This is a genomic window from Mycetocola sp. Y171 (assembly GCF_056713165.1).
In genome coordinates this window covers 305,000-327,025 of sequence record NZ_JBWYGX010000001.1, presented here as the reverse complement: position 1 = coordinate 327,025, position 22,026 = coordinate 305,000, and the positions used below count along the sequence as shown (strand labels likewise).

The window sequence follows — 22,026 nt, the reverse complement described above, 5'->3', positions numbered from 1 at the left end:
GCCGTTGAGACGGTGCTCAGTCACCGGGAAGAGGACAGGCAATGCAGATTCGAACGAGACAGAACGTTGCGGCGGCACTCGCCGGTATCGCCATGATCGGTGGACTGGCCGGATGCGCCTCCTCCGGATCCTCGGGCGAGGACCCGTCGGGGTCGACGGACGCCGGACAGGAGCCGACGACGACCACCGAGTACGCGGACGGCGAATACACGGCGACAGGGAACTACCAGTCCCCGGGCGGAGAGGAATCGGTCACCGTCACCCTCAGCCTCGAGGACAACACGATCTCCGACTTGGAGGTGACCGGTTCAGGCGGCACCCCGAACGCGAAGAAATTCCAGGGTGAGTTCATCGGCGGCATCGACGAGCTCGCCGTCGGCAAGAACATCGACGAGCTCAACGTGTCGAAGGTCGCGGGCTCGTCGCTCACCAGCGGCGGCTTCAACGACGCGATCGAGCAGATCAGGGAAGATGCCAGCTGACCAGGCCGGGACGGCGGTTCCGATGGTCTTCGAGGCCATCGGAACCCGCTGGCAGATCGACTCGGCTGAACCGATCGGGCAGGGTCTCTCCTCCGACATCCTGGACCGCATCGCCGCCTTCGACCTGACCTGGTCGCGGTTCCGCTCCGATTCGGTGGTGGCGCAGATCGCCGCGTCTCCCGGGGCACGGGACCTCGGCTCCGACGCGCCGCCGCTCTTCGCCCTCTACGAGCGTCTCAGCCGTGCGACGGCCGGCGCCGTGTCTCCGTTCGTGGGCGACGCACTCAACCGGCTCGGCTATGACGCGGCCTATTCGCTGCGCGCCTCGGACGGACCGCGTACAGGTGCGCCCGCCTGGATCGACATCGCCAGCCTCGACGGCACGGTGCTGCACACGACCAGCGCCGTCACCATCGACATCGGCGCTGTCGGGAAGGGCTACCTGGTCGACCTCGTCGCCGGCCTTCTTCACACGGCGGGTCACTCGGCGTTCACCGTCGACGCGTCAGGGGACATCGCACACAGGGGCGCCCCGATCCGGGTCGCCCTCGAGCATCCGTTCGACGCGACACGGGCCGTCGGCGTCGTCACCCTCACCGACGGAGCCCTCTGCGCATCGGCCACGAACCGCCGGGCGTGGGGGAACGGACTTCACCATGTGATCGACGGACGGACGGGGTCGCCGGTGGACACGGTCGTCGCAACCTGGGCTCTCGCCGACGACACCGCGGTCGCCGACGGTGTCGCCACCGCACTCTTCTTCGCCGCACCGGCGGAGCTCGCAACCACGTTCGGCGCCGAGGGCGTCCGGATCTTCACCGACGGGCGCATCGAGCGATCGCCCGGCTTCCCCGGGGAGCTCTTCCGATGAAACGCCGTTTCGACATCGCGATCGGCCGGGTGACGATGTACCGGCTGGTCAGCGTCTGGCTGGGGATCCTCGTCGTCGTCAGCCTGGTCCTGTCCGCGACAGGGGTGCTCTTCTTCACCCCTCTCGAGCTCTTCGCCGGACTCGCCGTGGCCGTCGGCGTGAGCGTGATCTCGAACCGGCTCGTCGCGCCGCTGTTCCGGGTGACGGCCCACACCGAATCGGCGATCATTACCGGACTGCTGCTGTTCTTCATCTTCCGGCCGAGCCTCGAACCCCTCGAGCTCCTCGCCACCGCCGTCGCCGCCCTCGTGGCGACCGCGTCCAAATATGTCGTGGCAGTGCGGGGCAGACACCTGTTCAACCCGGCGGCCTTCGGCACCGTTCTCGTCGGCGTCACCGGGCTCGGCGTGTCGTACTGGTGGGTGGGCAGTACCGCCATGCTCCCGGCGGTGGCGATCGCCGCATTCTTCGTGCTCTACCGCACGCGGCGCTTCGCACTGGCCGGTGTGTTCGTCCTCGTCAGCGTCGCCGTGATCGTGTCCCAGCTCCTGGGGAACGGGATGTCGCTCGGCGCAGCCCTCGCGACACCGTTCACCTCGTATCCCGTCGTCTTCTTCGCCGCGTTCATGCTGACCGAACCGCTCACGCTCCCACCGAGGCGGTGGCAGCAGCTCGCCGAGGCCGTCGTCGTCGGTGTGCTGTTCGCCATCCCGTACGCCATCGGCCCGCTCTTCGCCACACCCGAGCTCGCCCTCGTCGTCGGGAATCTGCTCGCCTTCCTCGCCGGCCAGCGCCGCGGCATCCGCCTGGTCCTCGAATCGCGCACCCGGCTGACACCGTCGGCCGTGGAGTTGCGGTTCCGTCCGTCGGCGGAACTCCGGTTCACCGCAGGCCAGTACCTCGAGCTCTCCGTCCCGCACCGCGGTGCCGACTCGAGGGGAGACCGCCGGATGTTCAGCATCGTGACGGCACCGGTCGACAGGACAGTGGCGATCGCGTACAGGGAGAATGACCCCGGAAGTTCGTTCAAGACCGCCCTCGGCCGGATCGAACCGGGGGCGAGCATCAGGGCTACAGGGATCTGGGGTGACTTCACACTGCCACGGGATGCGGCGACACCGCTGGTCCTCGTCGCCGCGGGGATCGGGATCACCCCATTCCTCAGCCAGTTGTCCGACCTGGGCAGGCGCAGCGAACGACGGGACCTCGTGCTCGTCTACGCGGTCGCAGGACCGTCGGAGATCGCATATCGGACGGAACTCGAACTGCTCGGCGTGCCGGTCTTCGTGGCCTCCCAGGAGCCCCCACGCGACCTCCCTGCCGGCTGGACCTGGCTCGGCCCCGGACGGCTGACGGCTGAACGGCTCACCGAGGCCATCCCCGACCTGCGTGAGCGGACCGCGTTGATCTCCGGTCCGCCCGGCCTGGTCGACACCCTGCGGCCCGTGCTCGGCCGCCGGGCGAAGACAGACTACTTCTCGGGCTACTGACCTGCGCCTCCGGCGCACCCGCCTAGGATGAGTGCGGTGAGCAGGCGAATCGGCATCTGGGCGGCGTTCGTCGTCGTGCACGCCGTTCTCGCGTGGATCTGCCTCGGCCTCCCCGGCACCGGAATCGGCGACTACGCCATCGGTCTGCCGCTCGGCGACGTCACCCTGGTCTACCGGCCGTGGATCGAGCAGGCGCTCTCCGGCGGCCCGATCGTCGGCATCACCGAGTCATGGGTGTATCCCGCGCTCGCGATCGTGCCGATGCTCGCGGCAATGGGCCTCGGCCCGGATCTCTACGGCCAGCTCTGGCTGGCGCTCGTCACCGTCTTCAACGCTGCGGCGTTCGCCGTGCTGCTCGGCTCAGGGGCCTCACGCCGCCGGGAGCTCGCGGCCTGGTGGTGGCTCGCGTTCACCGCGCTGCTCGGGCCGATCGCGCTGGCGAGGATCGACTCGATCACCGTGCCGATCGCGGTCGTGGCCCTGCTCCTCGTCGCACGCCACCCGACGGTCGGCGGGGTTCTTCTCGCTGTCGCCACCTGGATGAAGGTGTGGCCGGCCGCCCTCATCGGGGCCCTGCTCGTCAGCTCACGACAGCGGATCGCGATCCTGCTGGCCGGGGCGGTGACGAGCGCGATCATCGCGGCCGCCGTGTTCGTGCTCGGTGGAGGGCAACACCTTTTCGGGTTCGTCACCGAACAGACCGGTCGCGGGCTGCAGATCGAGGCGCCGGTGTCGACGCCGTATCTCTGGCTCGCCTCTGCCGCCAGTCCCGGCAGCTTCGTGTACTACGACCAGCGGATCCTCACCTTCCAGGTCAGCGGCCCTGGCGTGGGTACGGCGATCGCACTGATGACGCCACTCCTCGCGCTTGCCGTCGCCGGGACCGTCCTCGCCGGCATCCTCGCGACGCGGAGGGGAGCATCGTTGGTCCGGCTGTTCCCGTCGCTCGCCCTTGCCCTGGTTCTCGTGCTGATCGTCTTCAACAAGGTGGGGTCACCGCAGTTCCAGGTCTGGCTGATCGCACCGGTGATCATCGGGATCGTCCACAGGGGCAGGCGCTTCGCCTGGCCGGCCGGGCTCGCCCTCGCCCTGGCGGCACTGACCCAGATGTTCTACCCCTACCTGTACGGGGCGCTCCTGACGGCCGCGCCCGCCATGGTGTTCGTGCTCACGCTGCGGAACGTCGGGCTGCTCGTCCTGCTCGGCTGGGCGCTCGCCGACGTGTGGCGGGCGGGCACCAGAGCGGCTCAGCCGTCGCCGAGTGCCGCTTCGAGCCGGTCGACCTTGGCGGTCAGTTCTCCGGAGTAGCCGGGGCGGATATCCGCTTTGAGGACGAGCGACACCCGTGACCCGTACTGGCCGACCGCGTCCGTCGCGCGCCGGATGACGTCGAACACCTCGTCCCAGTCGCCCTCGATCGTCGTGAACATGGCGTCGGTGTGGTTGGGCAGGCCGGAATCCCTGACGATGCGGACAGCGGCGGCGACGGCGTCATGCACCGATGCGTCGGCGCGGCCGGTACCTGAGGGGGCGACGGAGAAGGAGACGAGCATGTGCCCATTCTCCCACTCGCTGCGCTGTCAGTCGAGGATGATGCCGTCGAGGATGGCGCGCTTACGGAGCGCGACCTTGGTGCCGACGTCGAACCCGGAGGCGCGGTACTTCTCGCGGATGCGTTTGAGGTAGCTCTTCGCGGTCTCTTCGGAGATGCCGAGCTCGTAAGCGACGCTCTTCACAGGTTCACCGGCGGCGTACAGCGCCATCACACGGCGCTCCTGTGCGCTGAGCTTCGGCGAGCCGGTCGTTGTGGCGTTGAGCGCGATGTCGAGTTCGTGCGAGATGAATGACTCACCGGCGAATGCGGAACGAATGGCCTCGACGATCATCGTCGGGTCCTCGGTCTTGACGAGGTAGCCGAGGGCGCCCGATGCGAGAGCCTCACGCACGACGGCGGGATCCGAGTATGTGCTCATGAGCACGGTCTTCACCCCGGTGGTCTTGAGGATGGAGAGCTTCAGGGACACCGGGATGTTGTCCTTGAGGTCGAGGTCGAGCAGCACCACGTCGACCGGGAACTCGGAATGCGTGAGCAATTCCGGCCAGGTCGGCACGGCAGCGACCATGCGGATGTCGGTGGCGGCGCCACGAATCCATTCCGTCAGTGCTCCGAGGAGCATCTTGTGATCGTCGACGATGGCGAGACGAATTGGACTGTCAGCGCTGCTCATGTGGTTCCCCTCTACGCGCCCGTGGTCTAGTGATCGATCGGACTGTCGACCGTGCACTCGATGACGACCATCAGGGCGCTCGGCGTCGTGGTATCAACATACCGCCCTGCGCGGCTCAAATGCTGCCATGTGGCAGGTTCGACGTCGACGCGCCGCATGCCTTTGGCTTCGATCTGGATCGGGAAGCGCAGGCGCGGCTTGCCGCCGACGGTCGTGGCCACGGACGGCCCGAGCGTCACGATGGCGCGTCTTGCCGTGCGTTGCTCGCCGTACATCAGCAGCCAGAGGGCAGACAGCAGGCCGTCGCGCTGGCGCTGGTCGAGCAGCGCGGCGAGTGCCTGTTCATCGCGAAGCTCGACCGATACCGAGAGGAAATCCGACTCGGCGATTGCGTGGTGCAGCCAGGTGTAGTTCCGGCCGGCGATGAGGTGCCGGCGAAGCACGGTGGAGAGTTCGCCGGCGCGTTCGGCGCGGTCCGGCCCGAGCGGAAGCGGTTCACGGCCGGATGCGATGTCATCGAAGAGCTGCTCCACCTCGAGGTCGACGCTTGCGAGTTCCTCGGACTCGAGCATGCTCACTCCGAACGCCGGAGCCATGACCGTCGACTGGATGAGCACCCGGTCCAGCGCCATGAGGACCATCCGGCGATAGGAGCTGACGATGATGCAGGCGATCAGCGGAGGCATGATCGCGAGCGCCGTCAGCAGGAGCTCCGTCCCGCCGTTCAGCGGGTCGGCGTTCTGCCCGGTGATGAAGGTGGCGGCGATGGCGAGTCCGAGGGCGCCGGCCGCGAGCGCGACGTCCCAGACCGAACGGAGCGTCACGATTCCGAGCAGGGCGCCGCCCGCCCCGATCGCCGCTGTGGGGTACAGCCCTGCCTCGCTCTGTCCCCACACCGCGACGAGATCCAGCGTCACCACGATCGCGAGGCAGAGGATGAGCAGGGCGAAGGAGAGGTCGCCGAGGAGGTAACCGTTGGCGCGCACGGTGACGACGGTGACCACGGATGCCGTGAGCAGCAGGATCCACGCGCCCGCGTTGAGCATCGGCGCCTGGTATTCGGCCAGGTGCTGGCTGTATCGCCACAGCGAATTGAGCATGATGACGCCGCCGGCGATGGCGAGCGATGCTCCCAGCTGGCTCGTCCCCAGCGTGGCGCGTGCGGATGCGGTGCGGTCCGGCCTGTCCCTGACGTCGGTCATTTCGGCATCTCCAGTACGACGGTCGTTCCGGCACTCGGTGCGCTGAAGACGCGCACGCTTCCACCCGAGTCGCGCACCCTGGCGACGACGGAGTCGGCGAAGCCCAGTTTTCCGTGGGGGACGGTTGCCGGGTCGAAGCCGCTCCCGGCATCCGTCACCACACCGCGGACGATCTCGCCGTCGTCGCTCAGGGTGACGTGGGCCTCGCTCACTCCCGAGTGCCTGCGCACGTTCTCCAGGCACTCCGAAAGGGCGAGGATGAACGCCTCGAGTTTCTTCCCCGGCAGGCCGATCTGGCCCGAGCCGTGCCAGTCGATGTCGAGCCCCATCGATCCGAAACGCCCCTTGAGCGCCTCGAGGGTCCCGCCGAGCGCGAGTTCGGCGGTGTTCGTGAGCGTGTATTCCCCTGAGGAGCGGGGCTGGGGCGTCTCGCCGAGGCGCAGACGTTTGAGCAGGAGACCGTCGGACTCGGCCTGCGAGCGGAGCGCGGCGGCGGGAACGCCGACACCGGAGTGGGCGAGCAGGGTGAGGGTGGCGAGGACTGTGTCGTGCAGCAGTCGTGCGTCCCTGTGGCGTTGCGCCTCGGTCTCGCTCGCACGCCGCTCGACGTTGTGTGCGCGGCCGATGCTCGAGATCCGGCGCATCACCCGCGGGAAGCTGGACCGCAGCCACGTGCCGAAGAGCGTCGAGACCACCCAGCCGCAGAGGACGAAGAGGAGCAGTGTGCTCGTGCGCGGGTTGTTCCCGATGCTGAGGAGGAGCAGGTAACCCATCGTGGCGACGAAAGCGAGGATGAGGCAGAGGAACTGGCCCCATGACGACACGAGGATGGTGGCCATCGAGCCGATTCCCCACGCGCCGATCGCGGCGATGGCCGATCCGGTCGCGACGTTGAGCTGACCTCCGGCAGGCATGTAGATGGCCGCGATGAGACAGAGACCGATCGAGAACGCGAGGATCATCCAGAGCGGGTGCGGCCGGTGGGTCATCAGCAGCTGGGTCACGGCGAGGGCGGCGAGCAACGCGAGGCAGAGGACCGTGTTCGGAAGAGGCATGGCTCCCGGTATCGACACGCAGATCGCGGCGACGATCGTCCCCGTCAGGGCGAACAGGCGCGTGGTGCGGTACAGCAGACGCGCCAACTGCCACGAGAAGCGGTCACGCTCCTCCGGGCTCAGTCGGGACGGGCTCACGACACCGCCCACCGGGCGGCGCGCGCATCGTTGTCGCTGCCGGTCATGTCGAGCAGTCTATGGCGATCGGCCGCTCAGGAGAGGGAAGCGGCTCGCCGGTCGGCTGTGTCCAGCAGGCGCCGCAGGTGGCTGCTGACGGCGTCAGCCTCGATGAGGAAGCCGTCGTGTCCGTAGTCCGACGTGATGACCGCCGGCTGGGTCCCGTCGATGTTGTGACGGATGCCGCTGGCGATCGTCTCCTGTCCTTCAAGGGGGAACAGCCGGTCGGAGTCGATTCCCAGGACGAGGGTGGTCGCCGTGATCCGGTCAAGCGCGGCGTCGATCCCGCCGCGGCCCCTGCCGATGTCGTGCGAGTTCATGGCCTCGACGAGGGTGATGTAGCTGTTCGCGTCGAACCGCCTCGTGAACTTGTTGCCGTGGAAGTCGATGTACGACTCGACCGCGTAACGGCCCCCGTCCCCTTGCGGGCTGAGCGCCGACTGCCATGTCCTGCCGAACCGGGCGTTGAGTTCGGACGGGCTGCGATAGTTCAGCAGCGCCATCCGTCGGGCGAGGGCGAGTCCGCGGTGGGGACCGTCGCCGTCCTGCGCGTCGTAGTAGTGCCCGCCCGCGAAGAGCGGATCCATCCGGATCGCCTCGATCTGCACCGAGTTCAGTGCGATCTGGTCGGCCGTTGTGTGGGGAGGTGCGGCGAGCACGGCCAGTCGTGACACCCGGTCCGGGAAGCCGACGGCCCACTCGAGCGCGTGCATGCCCCCCACAGAACCGCCGACGACAGCGGCCCAGCGGTCGATGCCGAGCAGGTCGGAGAGGAGCACCTGTGCGGCGACCTGGTCCCGGATCGTCGTGTACGGGAACCGGGACGCCCATTCGGAGCCGTCTGGGGCGAACGAGGCGGGGCCGGTCGAACCCTGGCAGCCGCCGAGCATGTTCGGGGTGACTACGAACCATTCGTTCGTGTCGATGGCGAGGCCGGGCCCGACGATGGCGCCCCACCAGCCCCCTGTGGCATGTCCGTTGCCTGGCTCCCCGATGACATGGCTGTCGCCGGTGAGTGCGTGGGTGATGAGGACGGCGTTGTCTCGCTCAGGGTTGAGCGTGCCGTGAGTCTCGTAGGCGATCCGCACGTGCGGCAGGCTGCCGCCGCTCTCGAAGTCGAAGGGGCCGAGGTCGGCGAACAGCCGGGAGCCGGCGGGGTCACCGTCGCGCCAGGCCCCTGTCGCCGGTGGCTTGCCCAGCAGGTGCCGTGCGAGTTCTTCGGTGATGAAGCTCGACGGGACCGTGTCTTCGGGTGTCTGCCAGTCCATGCATCCATTCTGTCTGCTGGATCACGCGCCGTGGCCTGTGTTACAAGGTGGCGACGAAAGAAGGGTGGCTGACAGGCTGTCGTCACACCGCTCAGCGCGGGGGAGCGGCCGAACGCAACCGGGCGATCCGTCTGCGCGCGGCGTCCTCGGAGGTCGACGACCCACCGAGGACGCGGCGAACGGCGCCCAGGACAAGGCATGTCGCCCCGACCACGGGGAGTCGGGAACGGCGGAGTCCGAGCAGATCCCTGTACTCAGGGGGAATCGATGCGACGGCGCCGGCGAACATGATCCGGTAGGCAGGCATCATGGAGCGGCGAAGAGGCGGGTTCCGAATGAACCGGACTGCCTCGGCGACCCGTTCGTCGTGCTGCAGGATGCCGGCATCCCGGTACGCCGCCAGCGCGGCTGTGAGTTCGGCTGCCGACCGTGGCGGGTCAGGGACACCGACGAGTTCGCCCGCCCGCGCCCACTCGTCCACGTACGCGTCCGCGCCGCCCGGGATCGGACCGCCCCAGAGGGTGTGGCAGGCCAGGAAGGAGTCGGTGAAGACGATGTGCACCCAGCTGAGCAGGTCCGGGTCGCCGGCCGAGTATGGGTGCACCGTTCCCGTCGCGTCCGTGTAGGTGCCGGAGACCCTGCTGTGGAAGCTGCCGACCCTGGCGGACTCCCGCTCGGCCGTCGCCGTGTCGGCGAACGTGACGGTGATGAGCCATTGGATGGTGCCGGAGAGCCGGCCGAGCGGGTCTTCCCTGTACCTCGACCAGTCGTGCACCCCCGCCATCGCCCCGGGGTGCAGGGTCTGGAGGAGCAGGGCGCGGATGCCGGCGACCATGGTGGCCAGTCCGCCGTGGACCGCCCACGAAGCTGAGCCCGGACCGAAGAATCCCTCGTCGGAGCCGTGCTCGATGGCGTCGACCCAGCGCGGTTTGCCGTCGCTCGAGCCGGAGAGCGTTGTGAGCAGGTGCGAACGCCAGGTGTCGGTGATCCTGCTCATGCACGAATCGTAACCCGCCGACTGTGCAGATGCCTGTGGCGGCCCACGAATGGGCCGCCACAGGGTGCCGTGCCCAGAGCGCTAGCCGCGGGCGGCGACGACCACGGCGCGAGCGGCCGCGAGTCCCTGCTCGAGGTCTGCCTTGAGGTCTGCCACGTTCTCGAGGCCGACCGAGAGGCGCACCAGACCGGGCGTGACGCCGGTGGTCAGCTGCTGCTCAGGGGTGAGCTGCGAGTGCGTCGTCGACGCAGGGTGGATGACGAGCGAGCGCACGTCGCCGATGTTCGCCAGGTGGGAGAACAGCGAGAGGGTGTCGACGAGCTCGCGGCCGGCATCGACGCCGCCCTTCAGCTCGAACGACAGCACGGCGCCGACGCCCTTGGGCGCGTATTTGTTGGCTGCCGCGTACCACGGGCTCGACGGAAGTCCTGAGTAGTTCACGCTGGCGATGTCCGGGTGGTTGTCGAGCCACTCAGCGATCTCCTGCGCGTTCTGCACATGACGTTCGATCCGCAGCGACAGGGTCTCGATGCCCTGGATGAGCTGCCAGGCGCTCGCAGGGGCGATCGCAGAGCCGAGGTCGCGAAGCAGCTGCACGCGGGCCTTGATGATGTACGCGAGGCTGTCGCCGACCGCTGTGGTGTAGCTGGCGCCGTGGTAGGACGGGTCTGGCTCGGTCAGCCCGGGGAACTTCTCGACGTTCTTCGACCATTCGAAGGTACCGCCGTCGACGATGACGCCGCCGATGACTGTTCCGTGACCGCCGAGGAACTTCGTGGCGGAGTGGACGATGATGTCCGCACCGTGCTCGAAGGGGCGGATGAGGTACGGCGTGGCGATCGTGTTGTCGACGATGAGCGGGATGCCGGCCTCGTGCGCGATCCCGGAGACGAGGGAGATGTCGAGGATGTTGATCCGCGGGTTGCCGATGGTCTCGGCGAAGAAGGCCTTGGTGTTCGGGCGGATGGCGCGGTGCCACTCGTCCGAGTCGTCCTGGTCTTCGACGAAGGTGGTCTCGATGCCGAGCTTGGCGAGGGTGTACTTGAAGAGGTTGTACGTGCCGCCGTAGATCGAGGACGACGAGACGATGTGGTCACCGGCCTGGGCGATGTTGAGGATCGCGATGGTGGACGCCGCCTGGCCCGAGGCGAGGAGGAGGGCGCCTGTGCCCCCTTCGAGCGCCGCGACGCGCTCTTCGACGACGGCCTGTGTCGGGTTCTGGATGCGGGTGTAGATGTTGCCGAACTCGGCCAGGGCGAAGAGGTTCTTGGCGTGGTCCGCGCTGTCGAAGACGTAGCTCGTCGTCTGGTAGATCGGTGTGGCACGGGCCTTCGTGGTCGGGTCGGGAGCCGCACCCGAGTGGATCTGTTTGGTTTCGAACTGCCAGGTGGAGTTGGAATCGGCCATGATAGCCCCCTCGTTTCGGGTCGGGTCAAGAGATTGCGGAAGATCGTTGCCCTCACGCTATGGCGGTTCAGCCGACATCTCAATGCGTCCGGAAATATGACGTAACGCACGCGCAATAGGCTTGTGGCATGAGTGCACAGCGCGTGGTCGTGACCGGGGCGAGTTCGGGGATCGGTGCCGCCACGGTGCGGCTGTTCCGGTCGAGGGGATGGGACGTCGTCGGGGTCGCCCGCAGGGCTGACCGTCTCGAGGCGCTCGCAGCCGAGACCGGCGCCGAGGTGGTCGTCGCCGACCTGACCGTGCAGGCGGATGTGGACAGGGTGCGCGACGTGGTCGCGGCATCCGGAGGGGCGAACGCGCTCGTCAGCAACGCCGGAGGTGCGTTCGGCATGGACTCGGTCGAAGCCAGTGACACCGACGACTGGGCCAGGATGTATGACATCAACGTTCTCGGGACGAAGCGTGTGATCTCGGCCCTGCTCCCGATCCTTCGCCAGGCGGATGCCGCGTCGATCGTCGGCATCACGTCGATCGCCGGGTCGGTGGCGTACGAGGGCGGCGGCGGGTACAACGCCGCGAAGTTCGCGCAGCGGGCCCTCCTGCAGGTGCTCAGGCTCGAGCTCGCCGGCGAACCGATCCGCGTCATCGAGGTGGCACCGGGGATGGTGCGCACGGACGAGTTCTCCCTCGTCCGGTTCGGCGGGGACCAGGCCAGGGCGGACGCCGTCTACGACAACGTCCCTGACCCGCTCAGCGCTGACGACATCGCCGAAGCCATCGTGCACGCGGTCGAGCTTCCCTCCCACGTGAACATCGACTCGATCACCGTGAAGCCGGTCGCGCAGGCGGCACCTCACAAGGTGATCCGCGGCGACCTGAGGATGAAGAGCGACTGATCATGGACGGGTTCCTCCCTGGCGGAAACATGAACGCGGTGCAGCGTGTGGGGAACACCGTGCGCAGGACGGCCGGGCCGTGGACCCCGACCGTGCACCGCTACCTCGGCTATCTCGCCAGGAACGGCGTGGACTGGACTCCGACGCCGCTCGGGATCGAGGGAGACGTCGAGATCCTCAGTTTCGTCGAGGGGAACGTTCCCCTGTATCCGCTGCCTCATTTCGTCTGGGATGACGCCGTTCTCGTCGACGGAGCGCACAAGCTGCGTCAGCTGCACGACGCGTCGATCGGGTTCGCCGTCGACGGGGCGATCTGGCAGTCGCCGACGAAGGTCCCGTCCGAGGTCATCTGTCATAACGATTTCGCGCCGCACAACCTCGCCTTCAATGACGAAGGGGCGATCACGGGCGCGATCGACTTCGACATGTGCTCGCCGGGGCCCAGGCTGTGGGACATCGCCTACTTCGCCACGCGCGCCTGCCCGCTGACGGCTGACATCCCTGACGGCGCCCCTGGGCAGAACCAGATGCGCAGGCGGATCGAGATCGTCCTCGACGCGTACGGCTCACACGATTCATGGCGCGACGTCGTCCGGGTCGCGGTGACACGACTCCACGACCTCGCTGAGATGTCGGTCGAGAAGGCCGACGAGCTGTTCAAGCCGCACCTGAGGGCTGAGGCCGTCGCCTACGAGCGGGACGCCCGGCACCTCGCAGCACTGCTCTGACCCGGGCTCAGAACGGAGTGATTCCGTATACCGGCTGGTCCGGCGCCAGCAGGGTGCGCATGGTCGCGACGGCCCCCTCCGTGTGCTCACGCAATTGCCCGGCAGCCGCCAGGACGAGCGGGTCTGCGCCGCCGAGGTAGAGCGAGCCGAGGACCCATGCGTCGAGTTCCAGATCCGGGCGTGCCGCGTCGTCGCGGATGACGCGCGCCGTGGCATCCGACACGGTGAGCCGGAACACGCCTGCCGCGTAGCCGAGTTCGTCCGTCACGCGCAGGACGACGTCGCCGTCAGACGAGTACGGCCTCGCCTCGAGGGCGCGGGGTACGTCGAGGATCCGCATCCAGAGCCAGTCGTCGACGCTGCCGACGGTGATCCGCCGTGGATCGTCGAGTGCCCAGGCGAGAGGGTCGTCGATGCGTCCCATGTTCCAGGTCACCGTGTCGACGAGGTCGATCGAGGCGAGGTAGTGCCACAGCCCGACGGCCGCATTGTCGTCGGCGGCGACGAAGTCGACCACCTTCACCGCGCGCTTCTCAGACTCCCAGCCGGTGAAGCGGTACGAGACATAGCCGTCGATCTCGCCGTCGCCGTCATAGTGCAGGGCGGCACGGATGCTGCGGTCTTCCTGACCGTCCGAATCGAACTTCCCGGTGATGTGATGCCAGATGCCGACGTGGCGGTCGACCGAGCCGGTCTGCCGAGCGTGGAATCGCGCGAAGACCTGCGGACCGATCGCCTCGAGCTCGCGGGCATCGATCCAGTCGCAGGTGCCGCTCGGTACGGTGAGCAGGCGGAATCCGGCGTCTGTGGACACCGTGATCGATCGGTGCCACACGGCCGGCCCGAAACCGAAACGACGATAGATGCTGGCCTCAGACGCCGTGAGCGCCGCGATGGCGTATCCGTTCGCGCTCGCCGTGGCCAGGTCGTCTGTCATCATCCGGCGCAGCAGTCCTCGCCTGCGGTGGGTCGGCCGGACGGTGACGGATGAGATGAGGTGGGCTGGGAGCATCGTCCCGCCCCCGACGTTGATCGTCTTCTCGAACGACGCGAACGTGGCGACGGGGTATTCGGCCGGGAGCGAGGCGTCCCTGCGGTGCTTCGCGTATGCGCCGGTCAGGGTCTGACTATCGGTGACGAGGCCCTCTGACACCCGGGACAGTGACTCGTCGGTGTATTTCTTCGCGTGGAAGCCCTGGGCGTCGGCCTGGAGCCACCCGCGGGTCTCAGCGTTGACCTCACGGCCGGATGCGTCGAACGTGCGGAATTCGTAGGAATCGTCGATTGTGGTCACGCGTGAACCTTACGCCGGAGGACGAGCAGAATCACAGCACCGACCAGCAGCCCCCAGAAGGCGCTGCCGACGCCGAGGACGACGATGCCTGAGGCGACGACGAGGAACGTGGCGACAGCCGCGACCCGGGAATGCGGGTCGTCGAGTGCTCCTGTCAGGGAGGCGATGAGGGCGCCGAGGACGGCGAGCCCGGCGACGGCCGTGATGATGATCGGAGGGGATGCCGCGACGAGCGCGGTGGCTACGCCGGCGCCGAGGCCCAGCACGAGGTAGGCGACGCCCGCCGTGAACGAGGCGATCCAGCGCTTCGCCTTGTCTGGGTGCGCCTCCGGACTGGCCATGAGGGCCGCTGTGATCGCGGCGAGGTTGATGACGTGGCCGCCCAACAGTGCGCCGACCCCTGACGCGGCGCCCGAGCCGACGAGCGCGGTCCTGGTCGGCACGGTGTAGCCGAAGGTCGACATGACGACGACGCCTGGCACGTTCTGCCCGGCCATGGTCACCACGAAGAGCGGGACACCGAGGCTGAGGATGACTGCGGGTTCGAAGACCGGGGCGACGAAGACCAGCTGAGGGGCGAGCGTCGCCGTCGCCATCCAGTCTGTCCCTGCGCTGATCGCGATCGCGACGGCGGCGACCGCCATGGCGCCTGGCACGGCCCAGCGAGGGGCGAACCGGTACAGCACGAGCCAGGTGATCACGATCGGAAGCGCGAGGAGGGGAAGTTCGATCGACGCCTGGATCGGGGCCAGGCAGATGGGGAAGAGGATGCCGGCGAGCATCGCGGATGCCAGCGGCTTCGGGATGCGCGTCATCGCGTTCGCGAGTGGCGGCCAGAGCCCGCACAACACGATGAGCAGCGCGCAGACGACGAAGGCGCCGACGGCGGCGGCGAAACTGGTCGTGCCGGAGCCGGCGGCGAGCAGCAGTGCGGCGCCAGGGGTCGACCAGGCGAAGGAGAGCGGGATGCGCAGCAGCCAGGTCAGGATGACACTGAGGATCCCGACGACGAGGCAGAGGGCGAGGAGCCCGGACGAGGCCTGGGCTTCGGTCGCGCCGACCGCCTGGAGCCCGGCGATGACGAGAGCGAACGATGTGGCGAACCCGGTGATGGCCGCGACGATCCCGGCGGAGATGGGCTGGATGATGGCGGAGTCCTCTGTGCGGAGCGGTCGCGGGTGACCGGCAGGCCACGACATCATCTTGGCGGCACGCGCGCCCCGGTGCCAATTCCGGCCCTCAGGATGGAGCCGGATGGAGCCGGATAGAGCTGTAGCGTGATTCCATGACGATCCCCACACCCACCGAACTCCCCGCATCCTTTCCACCTGAGCGGGAAGTCCTCGGCTGGGAGGAATTCGGCCAGGCCTCGAGGGACATGGCCTCGAAGGTCGTCGCAAGCGGTTTCGCCGTCGATATCGTCGTCGCCGTCGCCCGCGGTGGACTGCTGCTCGCCGGCTCGATCGCCTACGCCCTCGGCACGAAGAACTGCGGAAGCATCAACGTCGAGTTCTACACCGACGTCGACGAGCGTCTGCCGGAACCGGTGCTGCACCCTCCGCTGCTCGATGCGCCGGCGCTGACGGGCAAGAACGTCCTGCTCGTCGACGACGTCTCCGATTCCGGTCGCACTCTCGCCATGGTCGTCGACCTGCTGTCGGAACACGGTGCAACGGTGCGCACGCTCACTCTCTACTCCAAGCCACGGACCGTCCTCGTGCCCGACTATGTCTGGCGGGACACGGACAAGTGGATCACCTTCCCGTGGTCGGCGCTCCCGCCGCTCACTGTCTAGGCTCGAACCATGAGTGTGCATCTGGTCGGCGGCGGTTGGTCCGCATCGAACGACGGGGCGGTTTACGCTCCATTCCTGGCCGAAGCGGCTGAACGGGCGGCTGCAGCCGGCTTCGAGGGCCCCCCGCGGATCGCCGTTGTCGTGGTGCGTGACGGCGACGGTGCGGATCACGCGGAAAAGCTCATCGCTGCGGCCGCACCTGGCGGCGCTTTCGAGCCCGTCGTCAGCGCATTCGGTCACGGCGACCCGGCCACGACCGCTGCGCTCGCCGACGTGCACGGGATCCTGATCGGGGGAGGGCTGACCCCCGCATACCTCGAGGCCCTGCGGCCGATCTTCGGGGAGATCAGGCGTCAGGTCGCGGCCGGGGTGCCGTACCTCGGTTTCTCAGCAGGGTCGATGATCGCCGCCGAGCACGCCGTTGTGGGCGGATGGCGGATCGGCGGGGTCGAAGTGAGCCCTGAGGACGGTTCCGAGGATCTCGACGAAGTGACCGTCGAGAACGGCATCGGGCTGATCGACATCTCGGTCGACGTCCATGCCGTGCAGTGGGGCAACCTCTCCCGGCTGATCGCGGCGACGGAAGCCGGCCTGGTCGCCGGCGGGATCGCGATCGACGAGAACACGGCATTCATCGTCGGCGAAGGCGCGCTCCGCGCCGTCGGCACCGGCAATGTCTGGCAGATCCTCCCCACCGAGGCGGGGGTTCGCGTCTCCTCGCTGGCCGGCGGATGACCTCGTCGCTCGACCTGGCCGCGCTGGCGGCATCCGGTCGCATCGATGCCGGCTGGGCCGCGGCACTCGCACCGGTTCAACCTCGGCTCGACGCGATCGCCGGTGAGCTCGCGGCCGAGACGGCGCGAGGCGAGCACGTGCTTCCGGCCGAGGAGAACATCCTCCGCGCCTTCGCGGCTCCGCTCGACGACGTGCGCGTGCTCATCGTGGGGCAGGATCCGTACCCCACCCCAGGCCATCCGATCGGCCTCTCCTTCGCCGCTGACGAGCATGTCCGTCCGTTGCCGCGGAGCCTCGCGAACATCTTCAGGGAACTCGCCGACGATCTCGGCACTCCTCCGCCGGCTTCCGGTGACCTCAGCGCCTGGACCGGACGAGGCGTGCTGCTTCTCAACCGGGTTCTCACGGTTCGCGCCGGGGAGGCCGGATCGCACCGCGGCATCGGCTGGGAGGCGGTCACCGACCTCGCCATCCGCACCCTCGTCGGGCGTGGCACCCCACTTGTCGCCATCCTTTGGGGGAAGGATGCCCAGTCGCTGGCGCCGCTGCTCGGTGACACCCCGATCGTGGCGAGCGCGCATCCCAGCCCGCTCTCGGCATCCCGCGGATTCTTCGGATCGGCGCCGTTCTCGCGAGCCAACGAGCTTCTCGAGGCGCAGGGCGCAGTACCGGTGGACTGGAGCCTCGAATCGGCTCGCCTCTGGTGAGGATCGCTGACAGCGCGGTCGTCTACGCTTGAGCCGTGCTTGAAGAGGAATACCAGCCCCGTAGACAGTTGCCACCGCACCTGCGGAAGAAACCCGAGCCTGAGGCGCCGTTCCAGTATTCGATCCGCGACGCCGAGCTGGCCGACCTGCCGCACATCCGCGAGATCTACAACTATTACGTCGCCAACAGCGTCGTGACCTTCGATGAGGACAAGATGTCCCTGGCGAAGTGGAAGTCAAAGTTCGCGCACCTGCAGAAGCTCGGCATGCCGTTCATCGTCGCCGAGTCGCCGAACAAGGTGATCCTCGGCTACGCGCTCGTCTCGCCGTGGAAGGAGAAGCGCGCGTACCGTTTCACTGTCGAGAACTCGATCTACCTCGGCCCGGCCTCGACCGGGAAGGGACTCGGGCGGGTCCTGCTCAGCGAGCTGATCGACAGGTCGAAGGCTGCCGGTCTCAAGGAGATCCTCGCGGTGATCAGCGACAAGGGCGCCGAAGCGTCCATCGCCCTCCACGAGTCGTTCGGTTTCACCGAGATCGGGCGGATGGGCCGGGTCGGGTTCAAGTTCGAACGCTGGCTCGGAACGGTTCTGCTGCAGAAATCGCTCAAATAACGGATGCCGGCAGGCTGCGATAGCGTGTCGGCATGCCGAAAACCGCTCCACACGACCGTCCGGCCAGAAACACCGTCCTTCGCTCGTACGCGGGGGAGATCCACGCCGATCCCTCGACTGTCTACGCCGCGATCAAACGGCGGCTGACCCCTCCTGACCCTGATGTGACCGGTTTCACGGCCGATGACGCCGAGCGTCTGCTGATCATTCAAGGCGGCTGGTGGTACCGGGGTGAGTACCGCGTGCTGCCGACTCCTGGCGGGGCGCGGATCGAGCACGAACTCGTCAACGTCGCCCAGACGGCGCACTGGGCAGGACCGATCACCGGGAGGAAATCCATCGCGCAGTCCGCACACGTCTTCGGCCGGCTGCTGACCGAACTGGCTGCGGAACTCGAGTAGAAAAGGGCCGGGGAGCTTCCGCTCTCCCGGCCCGTCTCTGTCCTGTATGGGTCAGCGTTGCATGGTCAGCCCCTCGAGGTGGCCCTGCTGAGGATGAAGTACCCGGCGACGGCTGAGATCACCGTCGGGATGAGCATCCACGCGACGACCCCGGATGGGCCCGACGCGACGAACCACTCGCCGACGAGCGGCCAGCTTCCCGTCAGTGTGATCAGGGCGAGCAGGGCGACGACGAGGACGATGCTGATCGCGGCTGCGATGAGCAGGCCGTTCGTGCGCCAGCGCATGAAGATCGTGCCGCTCACCGCCCCGATGAAGGAGAAGAACAGCAGGGCAACGGTGAAGATGAAGAAGCGCTGCCAGACCGGTCCGGCCCCGAAGTAGAACGACGTGAACATGTGTCCTCCGACGCCCCAGCCATTCGTCCACTCCTCGAGGTACGACAGGGTGGTCAGGATGGCCCCGTACGCCGAGGAGAGCACGACGAAGGCCAGCGAGGACCCGAGGTAGAACTCGCGTCGGCTGAGGCTGAGCCCCAGCGCGTATGCGAACGTCGCATTCATCGACTGCACGCCGATGACGAGCATGTAGACGAAGATGAAGAAGGATGCCCCGCTCCACTGGGTCCCGTCCATCGCGTCCTGCCGGTCTGAGGCGCCGACGCTGGAGCTGATGATCCACCAGATCGCGAAGTTGACGAGCCAGATGAAGAACAGGATCATCAGTGGGGTCCAGTAGACGGTCCACGGGTTGACGAAGTTGAGCCGTGCGGCGTTCCAGATGCGAGTCATGCGATGGGGGTGTCCTGCCTCGGTCAGGGGAGCCGTTGTCGTGAGAGCTGTCGTGGTCATGAGTGGTTCTCGAATTCCTTCTCGGTGACGTTCGTCCGTCGGACGATCAGTTGCTGGAGCGAGACCGGCGAGAGCTCGAGTCCGGCCTGCGCTGCCGCCTTCCGCTCGTCGGCATTGAGGCGCCCGACCGTGACGGACGAGAGGCCGCCGATGCCGTCACGGTGGAGCACGTCGCGTCCGCTGACGAACGCGTCGACAGCCCCCCGCATCCCGACGACGGTCGTCGCCGAGCCGCGGAGCGATTCGGCGGGCTCGTCGATGATGATCGAGCCCTGGTCGATGACGATCACGTGCTCGAGGAGCTGGGCGACCTCGTCGATCAGGTGCGTGGAGAGGACGACGGTGCGCGGATGCTCCGCGTAATCCTCGAGGAGGCGGTCGTAGAAGAGTTGGCGCGCCACGGCATCCAGCCCGAGGTACGGCTCATCGAAGAATGTCAGCGGAGCCCTGGACGCGAGCCCGACGATCACGCCGACAGCGGAGAGCTGCCCGCGGGAGAGCTTCTTGATCCGGCGATTCACCGGGAGGCGGAACTCCTCGATGAGCTGTTCGGCGAACTCCGCGTCCCAGTTCTCGAAGAACCACGGCGCGCTCGCGAACACATGCCTGGGCTGGAAATCGTCGGGGTAGCGCTGGCTCTCCTTGATGAACGAGATGCGGCTGAGGACGCTGGCGTTCTCAGCGGGCGATTCCCCGAACACCCTGACCGTTCCTGAAGTGGCGAAGTCCTGTCCGGTGAGCACCTGCATGACTGTCGTCTTGCCTGCACCGTTCCGGCCGAGGAGTCCGGTGATCGTGTTCGGCTGGATGTCGAAGCTGGCATCGTTCACCGCGACGACTTTGCCGAAACGCTTGGTGAGACCGTCGACGCTGATCACGGGACTGGGGGCGGATGAGGTGGTCATGCTGTGACGCCTTCCTTTGAGATCATTTCAGTGAGTTGGTCCGGATCGATTCCGAGTTTTGCCGCCTCAGCGATCAGCGGGCGAATGAACTCGTCGCGGAACCGGGTCGTGCGGGCGGAAATGAGTCGGGCGCGGGCGCCCTCGGCGACGAACATGCCGATCCCTCTCTTCTTGTACAGAATTCCGTCGTCGACAAGTCGGTTGACCCCCTTGCCGGCTGTGGCTGGATTGATGCGGTAGAACGCGGCGAACTCGTTGGTCGACGGCACCTGGCTCTCCTCCGCGATCGAGCCCGCGATGATGTCGTTCTCGATCTGTTCGGCGATCTGAAGGAAGATCGGTTTGCCTTCGTCGATCACGGCACCTCCGGGTTATGTGGTTCATTACTTCACTAACTAACCAACATTGTTTCGTTCCATTTGTCAAGACCCCCATCGAAATCCCGTCGGGCATAGGCTCGACGAGTGACCGAACTGCATGAACTCAGCGCCCTCGACCAGTGGCTCGCCCTTCAGCGCGGGGAGGTCTCACCTGCCGAGCTGACCGCCCACTACCTCGAGAGGATCGAGCGGCTCGACCCGGAGCTGGGTGCCTTCGTCACCGTGACAGCGGACGCTGCCACGCGACGGGCCCAGGATCTGGAGCAGACGGTTCCGCGGACGACCGCGCTGTGGGGACTGGCGATCGGGGACAAGGACCTCACCATGCGGCGCGGCGTCGCGACCGGCTTCGGCTCGCGCGCGTTCGCGGGCACGATTTCACCCCGCTCAGACGAAATCGTCGAGGTGCTCGACGGCGCAGGCGCGATCAGCGTCGGCAAGACCAACACCCCCGAGTTCGGGATGCACGGCTACACCGAGTCCTTCGTCGCGCCGCCCGCAAGGAACCCCTGGGATCTGAACCTCGGCGCAGGCGGGTCGAGCGGGGGAGCGGCCGCGGCTGTCGCTGCCCGACTGCTGCCGTTCGCCCCTGGGAGTGACGGCGGCGGCTCGATCCGGATTCCGGCGGCAGCGTGCGGGCTGGTCGGCATCAAACCCTCCCGTGGCCTCGTGCCTGCCGGTTCAGGCATCGACACGATCGGCGGCCTGGGCGTGAAGGGTCCGATCGCGCGGAGCGTGACGGATGCCGCCCTGCTGCTCGACGCCATGATCGGCAGGCGCAACGGCCGCATCGATCATCACTTCGCGCTCCGCGCGCCTGACGAGAACGACGGTGACCTGCTCGGCGCCGCTGTGCGCGGAGAGGGGCGGTTCTCGATCGGAGTGCTCGCGAACTCGCCGTTCGAGGACGGGATGGACATCCGGGTCGCACCGGAGGCATCCGCTGCCGTGAGCATGGCCCTGGCGCACCTCGGAGCCATGGGACACGGGATCGACGACGTCCGTCTCGATCACGACGGCGTATACCTTGACGCCTTCCGCCGGCTATGGCGGATCTCGGCAGCGACGATCCCGGTCGACGACGACAGGCTGGACCTGCTCGAGCCGGTAACCAGGCACCTCGTGCGGTCCGGGCGCGAACTCGGCGCCCGCGACGTCGCCGAGACGCTGACGACGCTCACGAACTTCGAGCGCAGCGTCATCGCTCAGTTCGCCAGCTTCGACGCGGTGATCACTCCGACGCTGGGCCAGACGCCGCGGCCGATCGGCTGGTTCGACGCCGAGGACGCCGATCTCAACTTCATCCAGCAATGCCAGTACTCACCGTTCACGTCCTTCGTGAACGTCGCTGGGCTCCCGGCCATCTCCCTGCCTGTGGGCGAGACCGCGGACGGACTGCCGATGGGAGTGCAGCTGATCGGCCGCCCCGGTGGCGAGTCGACCCTGCTGTCCCTGGGCAGTCAGCTGGAGCGTCGCATCCGCTGGCAGCTGCGGACGCCGCCGATCGCAGCCCGCTGACCCCGGCAGCCGGGCGATGGCCCAC

At 67.6% G+C, this 22,026-nt stretch carries 24 protein-coding genes; 12 read left to right on the top strand and 12 right to left on the bottom strand.

The annotated features are described in order from the left end of the window. Positions 1-41 precede the first annotated feature (41 nt). From AC1M2K_RS01645 to AC1M2K_RS01630, 4 genes are read left to right on the top strand one after another with little or no spacing between them, the layout of a single operon-like run. The gene (locus tag AC1M2K_RS01645; protein WP_480239583.1) at positions 42-482 is read left to right on the top strand and encodes an FMN-binding protein; all 441 of its coding nucleotides are present in this window, start codon (positions 42-44) and stop codon (positions 480-482) included. After that, on the top strand, positions 472-1,353 hold the full coding sequence (locus AC1M2K_RS01640) for an FAD:protein FMN transferase (protein WP_480239582.1): 882 nt from the start codon (positions 472-474) through the stop codon (positions 1,351-1,353). The genes AC1M2K_RS01645 and AC1M2K_RS01640 overlap by 11 nt, the downstream gene beginning before the upstream one ends. Further along, positions 1,350-2,843: a ferredoxin--NADP reductase gene (locus AC1M2K_RS01635; RefSeq protein ID WP_480239581.1), complete on the top strand. Its 1,494-nt coding sequence runs from the start codon at positions 1,350-1,352 to the stop codon at positions 2,841-2,843. Before AC1M2K_RS01640 ends, AC1M2K_RS01635 begins: the two co-directional genes overlap by 4 nt. Before the next feature lie 27 nt (positions 2,844-2,870). After that, on the top strand, positions 2,871-4,151 hold the full coding sequence (locus AC1M2K_RS01630) for a glycosyltransferase 87 family protein (RefSeq protein WP_480239580.1): 1,281 nt from the start codon (positions 2,871-2,873) through the stop codon (positions 4,149-4,151). Here the strand turns inward: AC1M2K_RS01630 and AC1M2K_RS01625 are convergent. From AC1M2K_RS01625 to AC1M2K_RS01595, 7 genes are all read right to left on the bottom strand, one after another. Further along, entirely contained in the window at positions 4,091-4,396 is a 306-nt protein-coding gene (locus AC1M2K_RS01625) for a thiamine-binding protein (RefSeq protein ID WP_480239579.1), read from the bottom strand. The genes AC1M2K_RS01630 and AC1M2K_RS01625 overlap by 61 nt on opposite strands. Before the next feature lie 27 nt (positions 4,397-4,423). After that, positions 4,424-5,071, bottom strand: coding sequence for a LuxR C-terminal-related transcriptional regulator (locus AC1M2K_RS01620; RefSeq protein WP_480237669.1), 648 nt, complete (start codon positions 5,069-5,071; stop codon positions 4,424-4,426). A 26-nt stretch (positions 5,072-5,097) separates the two neighbouring features. Continuing rightward, positions 5,098-6,273, bottom strand: a complete 1,176-nt coding sequence (locus AC1M2K_RS01615; RefSeq protein WP_480239578.1) for a hypothetical protein — start codon at positions 6,271-6,273, stop codon at positions 5,098-5,100. Continuing rightward, positions 6,270-7,466, bottom strand: a complete 1,197-nt coding sequence (locus tag AC1M2K_RS01610; protein ID WP_480237667.1) for a sensor histidine kinase — start codon at positions 7,464-7,466, stop codon at positions 6,270-6,272. The genes AC1M2K_RS01615 and AC1M2K_RS01610 overlap by 4 nt, the downstream gene beginning before the upstream one ends. 74 nt (positions 7,467-7,540) lie before the next feature. After that, on the bottom strand, positions 7,541-8,773 hold the full coding sequence (gene metX, locus AC1M2K_RS01605) for a homoserine O-acetyltransferase MetX (RefSeq protein ID WP_480239577.1): 1,233 nt from the start codon (positions 8,771-8,773) through the stop codon (positions 7,541-7,543). Positions 8,774-8,864: 91 nt separating this feature from the next. Beyond that, a complete protein-coding gene (locus AC1M2K_RS01600) occupies positions 8,865-9,770 on the bottom strand; it encodes an oxygenase MpaB family protein (RefSeq protein WP_480239576.1) in 906 nt (301 codons plus the stop codon). An 81-nt stretch (positions 9,771-9,851) separates the two neighbouring features. Continuing rightward, on the bottom strand, positions 9,852-11,177 hold the full coding sequence (locus AC1M2K_RS01595; RefSeq protein WP_480237664.1) for a bifunctional o-acetylhomoserine/o-acetylserine sulfhydrylase: 1,326 nt from the start codon (positions 11,175-11,177) through the stop codon (positions 9,852-9,854). A gap of 128 nt (positions 11,178-11,305) precedes the next feature. Between AC1M2K_RS01595 and AC1M2K_RS01590 the strand changes: the two genes are divergently transcribed. Beyond that, on the top strand, positions 11,306-12,073 hold the full coding sequence (locus AC1M2K_RS01590; RefSeq protein ID WP_480239575.1) for an SDR family NAD(P)-dependent oxidoreductase: 768 nt from the start codon (positions 11,306-11,308) through the stop codon (positions 12,071-12,073). A gap of 2 nt (positions 12,074-12,075) precedes the next feature. Then, the gene (locus AC1M2K_RS01585; protein ID WP_480239574.1) at positions 12,076-12,801 is read left to right on the top strand and encodes an aminoglycoside phosphotransferase family protein; all 726 of its coding nucleotides are present in this window, start codon (positions 12,076-12,078) and stop codon (positions 12,799-12,801) included. Between the two features lie 7 nt (positions 12,802-12,808). Here AC1M2K_RS01585 and AC1M2K_RS01580 read toward each other — a convergent pair whose 3' ends face one another. After that, positions 12,809-14,095 carry a GNAT family N-acetyltransferase gene (locus AC1M2K_RS01580; protein WP_480237661.1) on the bottom strand — a complete coding sequence of 429 codons (1,287 nt, stop codon included), beginning with the start codon at positions 14,093-14,095 and terminating at the stop codon, positions 12,809-12,811. Beyond that, a complete protein-coding gene (locus tag AC1M2K_RS01575; protein ID WP_480239573.1) occupies positions 14,092-15,297 on the bottom strand; it encodes a benzoate/H(+) symporter BenE family transporter in 1,206 nt (401 codons plus the stop codon). Before AC1M2K_RS01575 ends, AC1M2K_RS01580 begins: the two co-directional genes overlap by 4 nt. A gap of 83 nt (positions 15,298-15,380) precedes the next feature. On the opposite strand from AC1M2K_RS01575, the gene AC1M2K_RS01570 reads away from it, so the two are divergent. Genes AC1M2K_RS01570 through AC1M2K_RS01550 form a run of 5 tightly spaced genes read left to right on the top strand, consistent with a single transcriptional unit; the run spans position 15,381 to position 18,347 of the window. After that, positions 15,381-15,890: a phosphoribosyltransferase gene (locus AC1M2K_RS01570; protein WP_480239572.1), complete on the top strand. Its 510-nt coding sequence runs from the start codon at positions 15,381-15,383 to the stop codon at positions 15,888-15,890. A gap of 9 nt (positions 15,891-15,899) precedes the next feature. Then, positions 15,900-16,625, top strand: a complete 726-nt coding sequence (locus tag AC1M2K_RS01565; RefSeq protein WP_480239571.1) for a Type 1 glutamine amidotransferase-like domain-containing protein — start codon at positions 15,900-15,902, stop codon at positions 16,623-16,625. After that, a complete protein-coding gene (locus AC1M2K_RS01560; RefSeq protein ID WP_480239570.1) occupies positions 16,622-17,332 on the top strand; it encodes a uracil-DNA glycosylase in 711 nt (236 codons plus the stop codon). The genes AC1M2K_RS01565 and AC1M2K_RS01560 overlap by 4 nt, the downstream gene beginning before the upstream one ends. A gap of 35 nt (positions 17,333-17,367) precedes the next feature. Beyond that, positions 17,368-17,946 (top strand): N-acetyltransferase family protein, encoded by a 579-nt coding sequence (locus AC1M2K_RS01555; RefSeq protein WP_480237656.1) that lies wholly within the window; start codon positions 17,368-17,370, stop codon positions 17,944-17,946. A gap of 32 nt (positions 17,947-17,978) precedes the next feature. Further along, entirely contained in the window at positions 17,979-18,347 is a 369-nt protein-coding gene (locus AC1M2K_RS01550) for a hypothetical protein (RefSeq protein ID WP_480237655.1), read from the top strand. A gap of 65 nt (positions 18,348-18,412) precedes the next feature. On the opposite strand, the gene AC1M2K_RS01545 is transcribed toward AC1M2K_RS01550, so the two are convergent. From AC1M2K_RS01545 to AC1M2K_RS01535, 3 genes are read right to left on the bottom strand one after another with little or no spacing between them, the layout of a single operon-like run. Continuing rightward, entirely contained in the window at positions 18,413-19,198 is a 786-nt protein-coding gene (locus AC1M2K_RS01545) for a hypothetical protein (protein ID WP_480237654.1), read from the bottom strand. After that, entirely contained in the window at positions 19,195-20,103 is a 909-nt protein-coding gene (locus AC1M2K_RS01540) for an ABC transporter ATP-binding protein (protein ID WP_480237653.1), read from the bottom strand. The genes AC1M2K_RS01545 and AC1M2K_RS01540 overlap by 4 nt, the downstream gene beginning before the upstream one ends. Further along, a complete protein-coding gene (locus AC1M2K_RS01535) occupies positions 20,100-20,462 on the bottom strand; it encodes a GntR family transcriptional regulator (protein ID WP_480237652.1) in 363 nt (120 codons plus the stop codon). The genes AC1M2K_RS01540 and AC1M2K_RS01535 overlap by 4 nt, the downstream gene beginning before the upstream one ends. A 105-nt stretch (positions 20,463-20,567) precedes the next feature. On the opposite strand from AC1M2K_RS01535, the gene AC1M2K_RS01530 reads away from it, so the two are divergent. Further along, entirely contained in the window at positions 20,568-22,001 is a 1,434-nt protein-coding gene (locus AC1M2K_RS01530; protein WP_480239569.1) for an amidase, read from the top strand. The last annotated feature ends 25 nt before the right edge of the window (positions 22,002-22,026 follow it).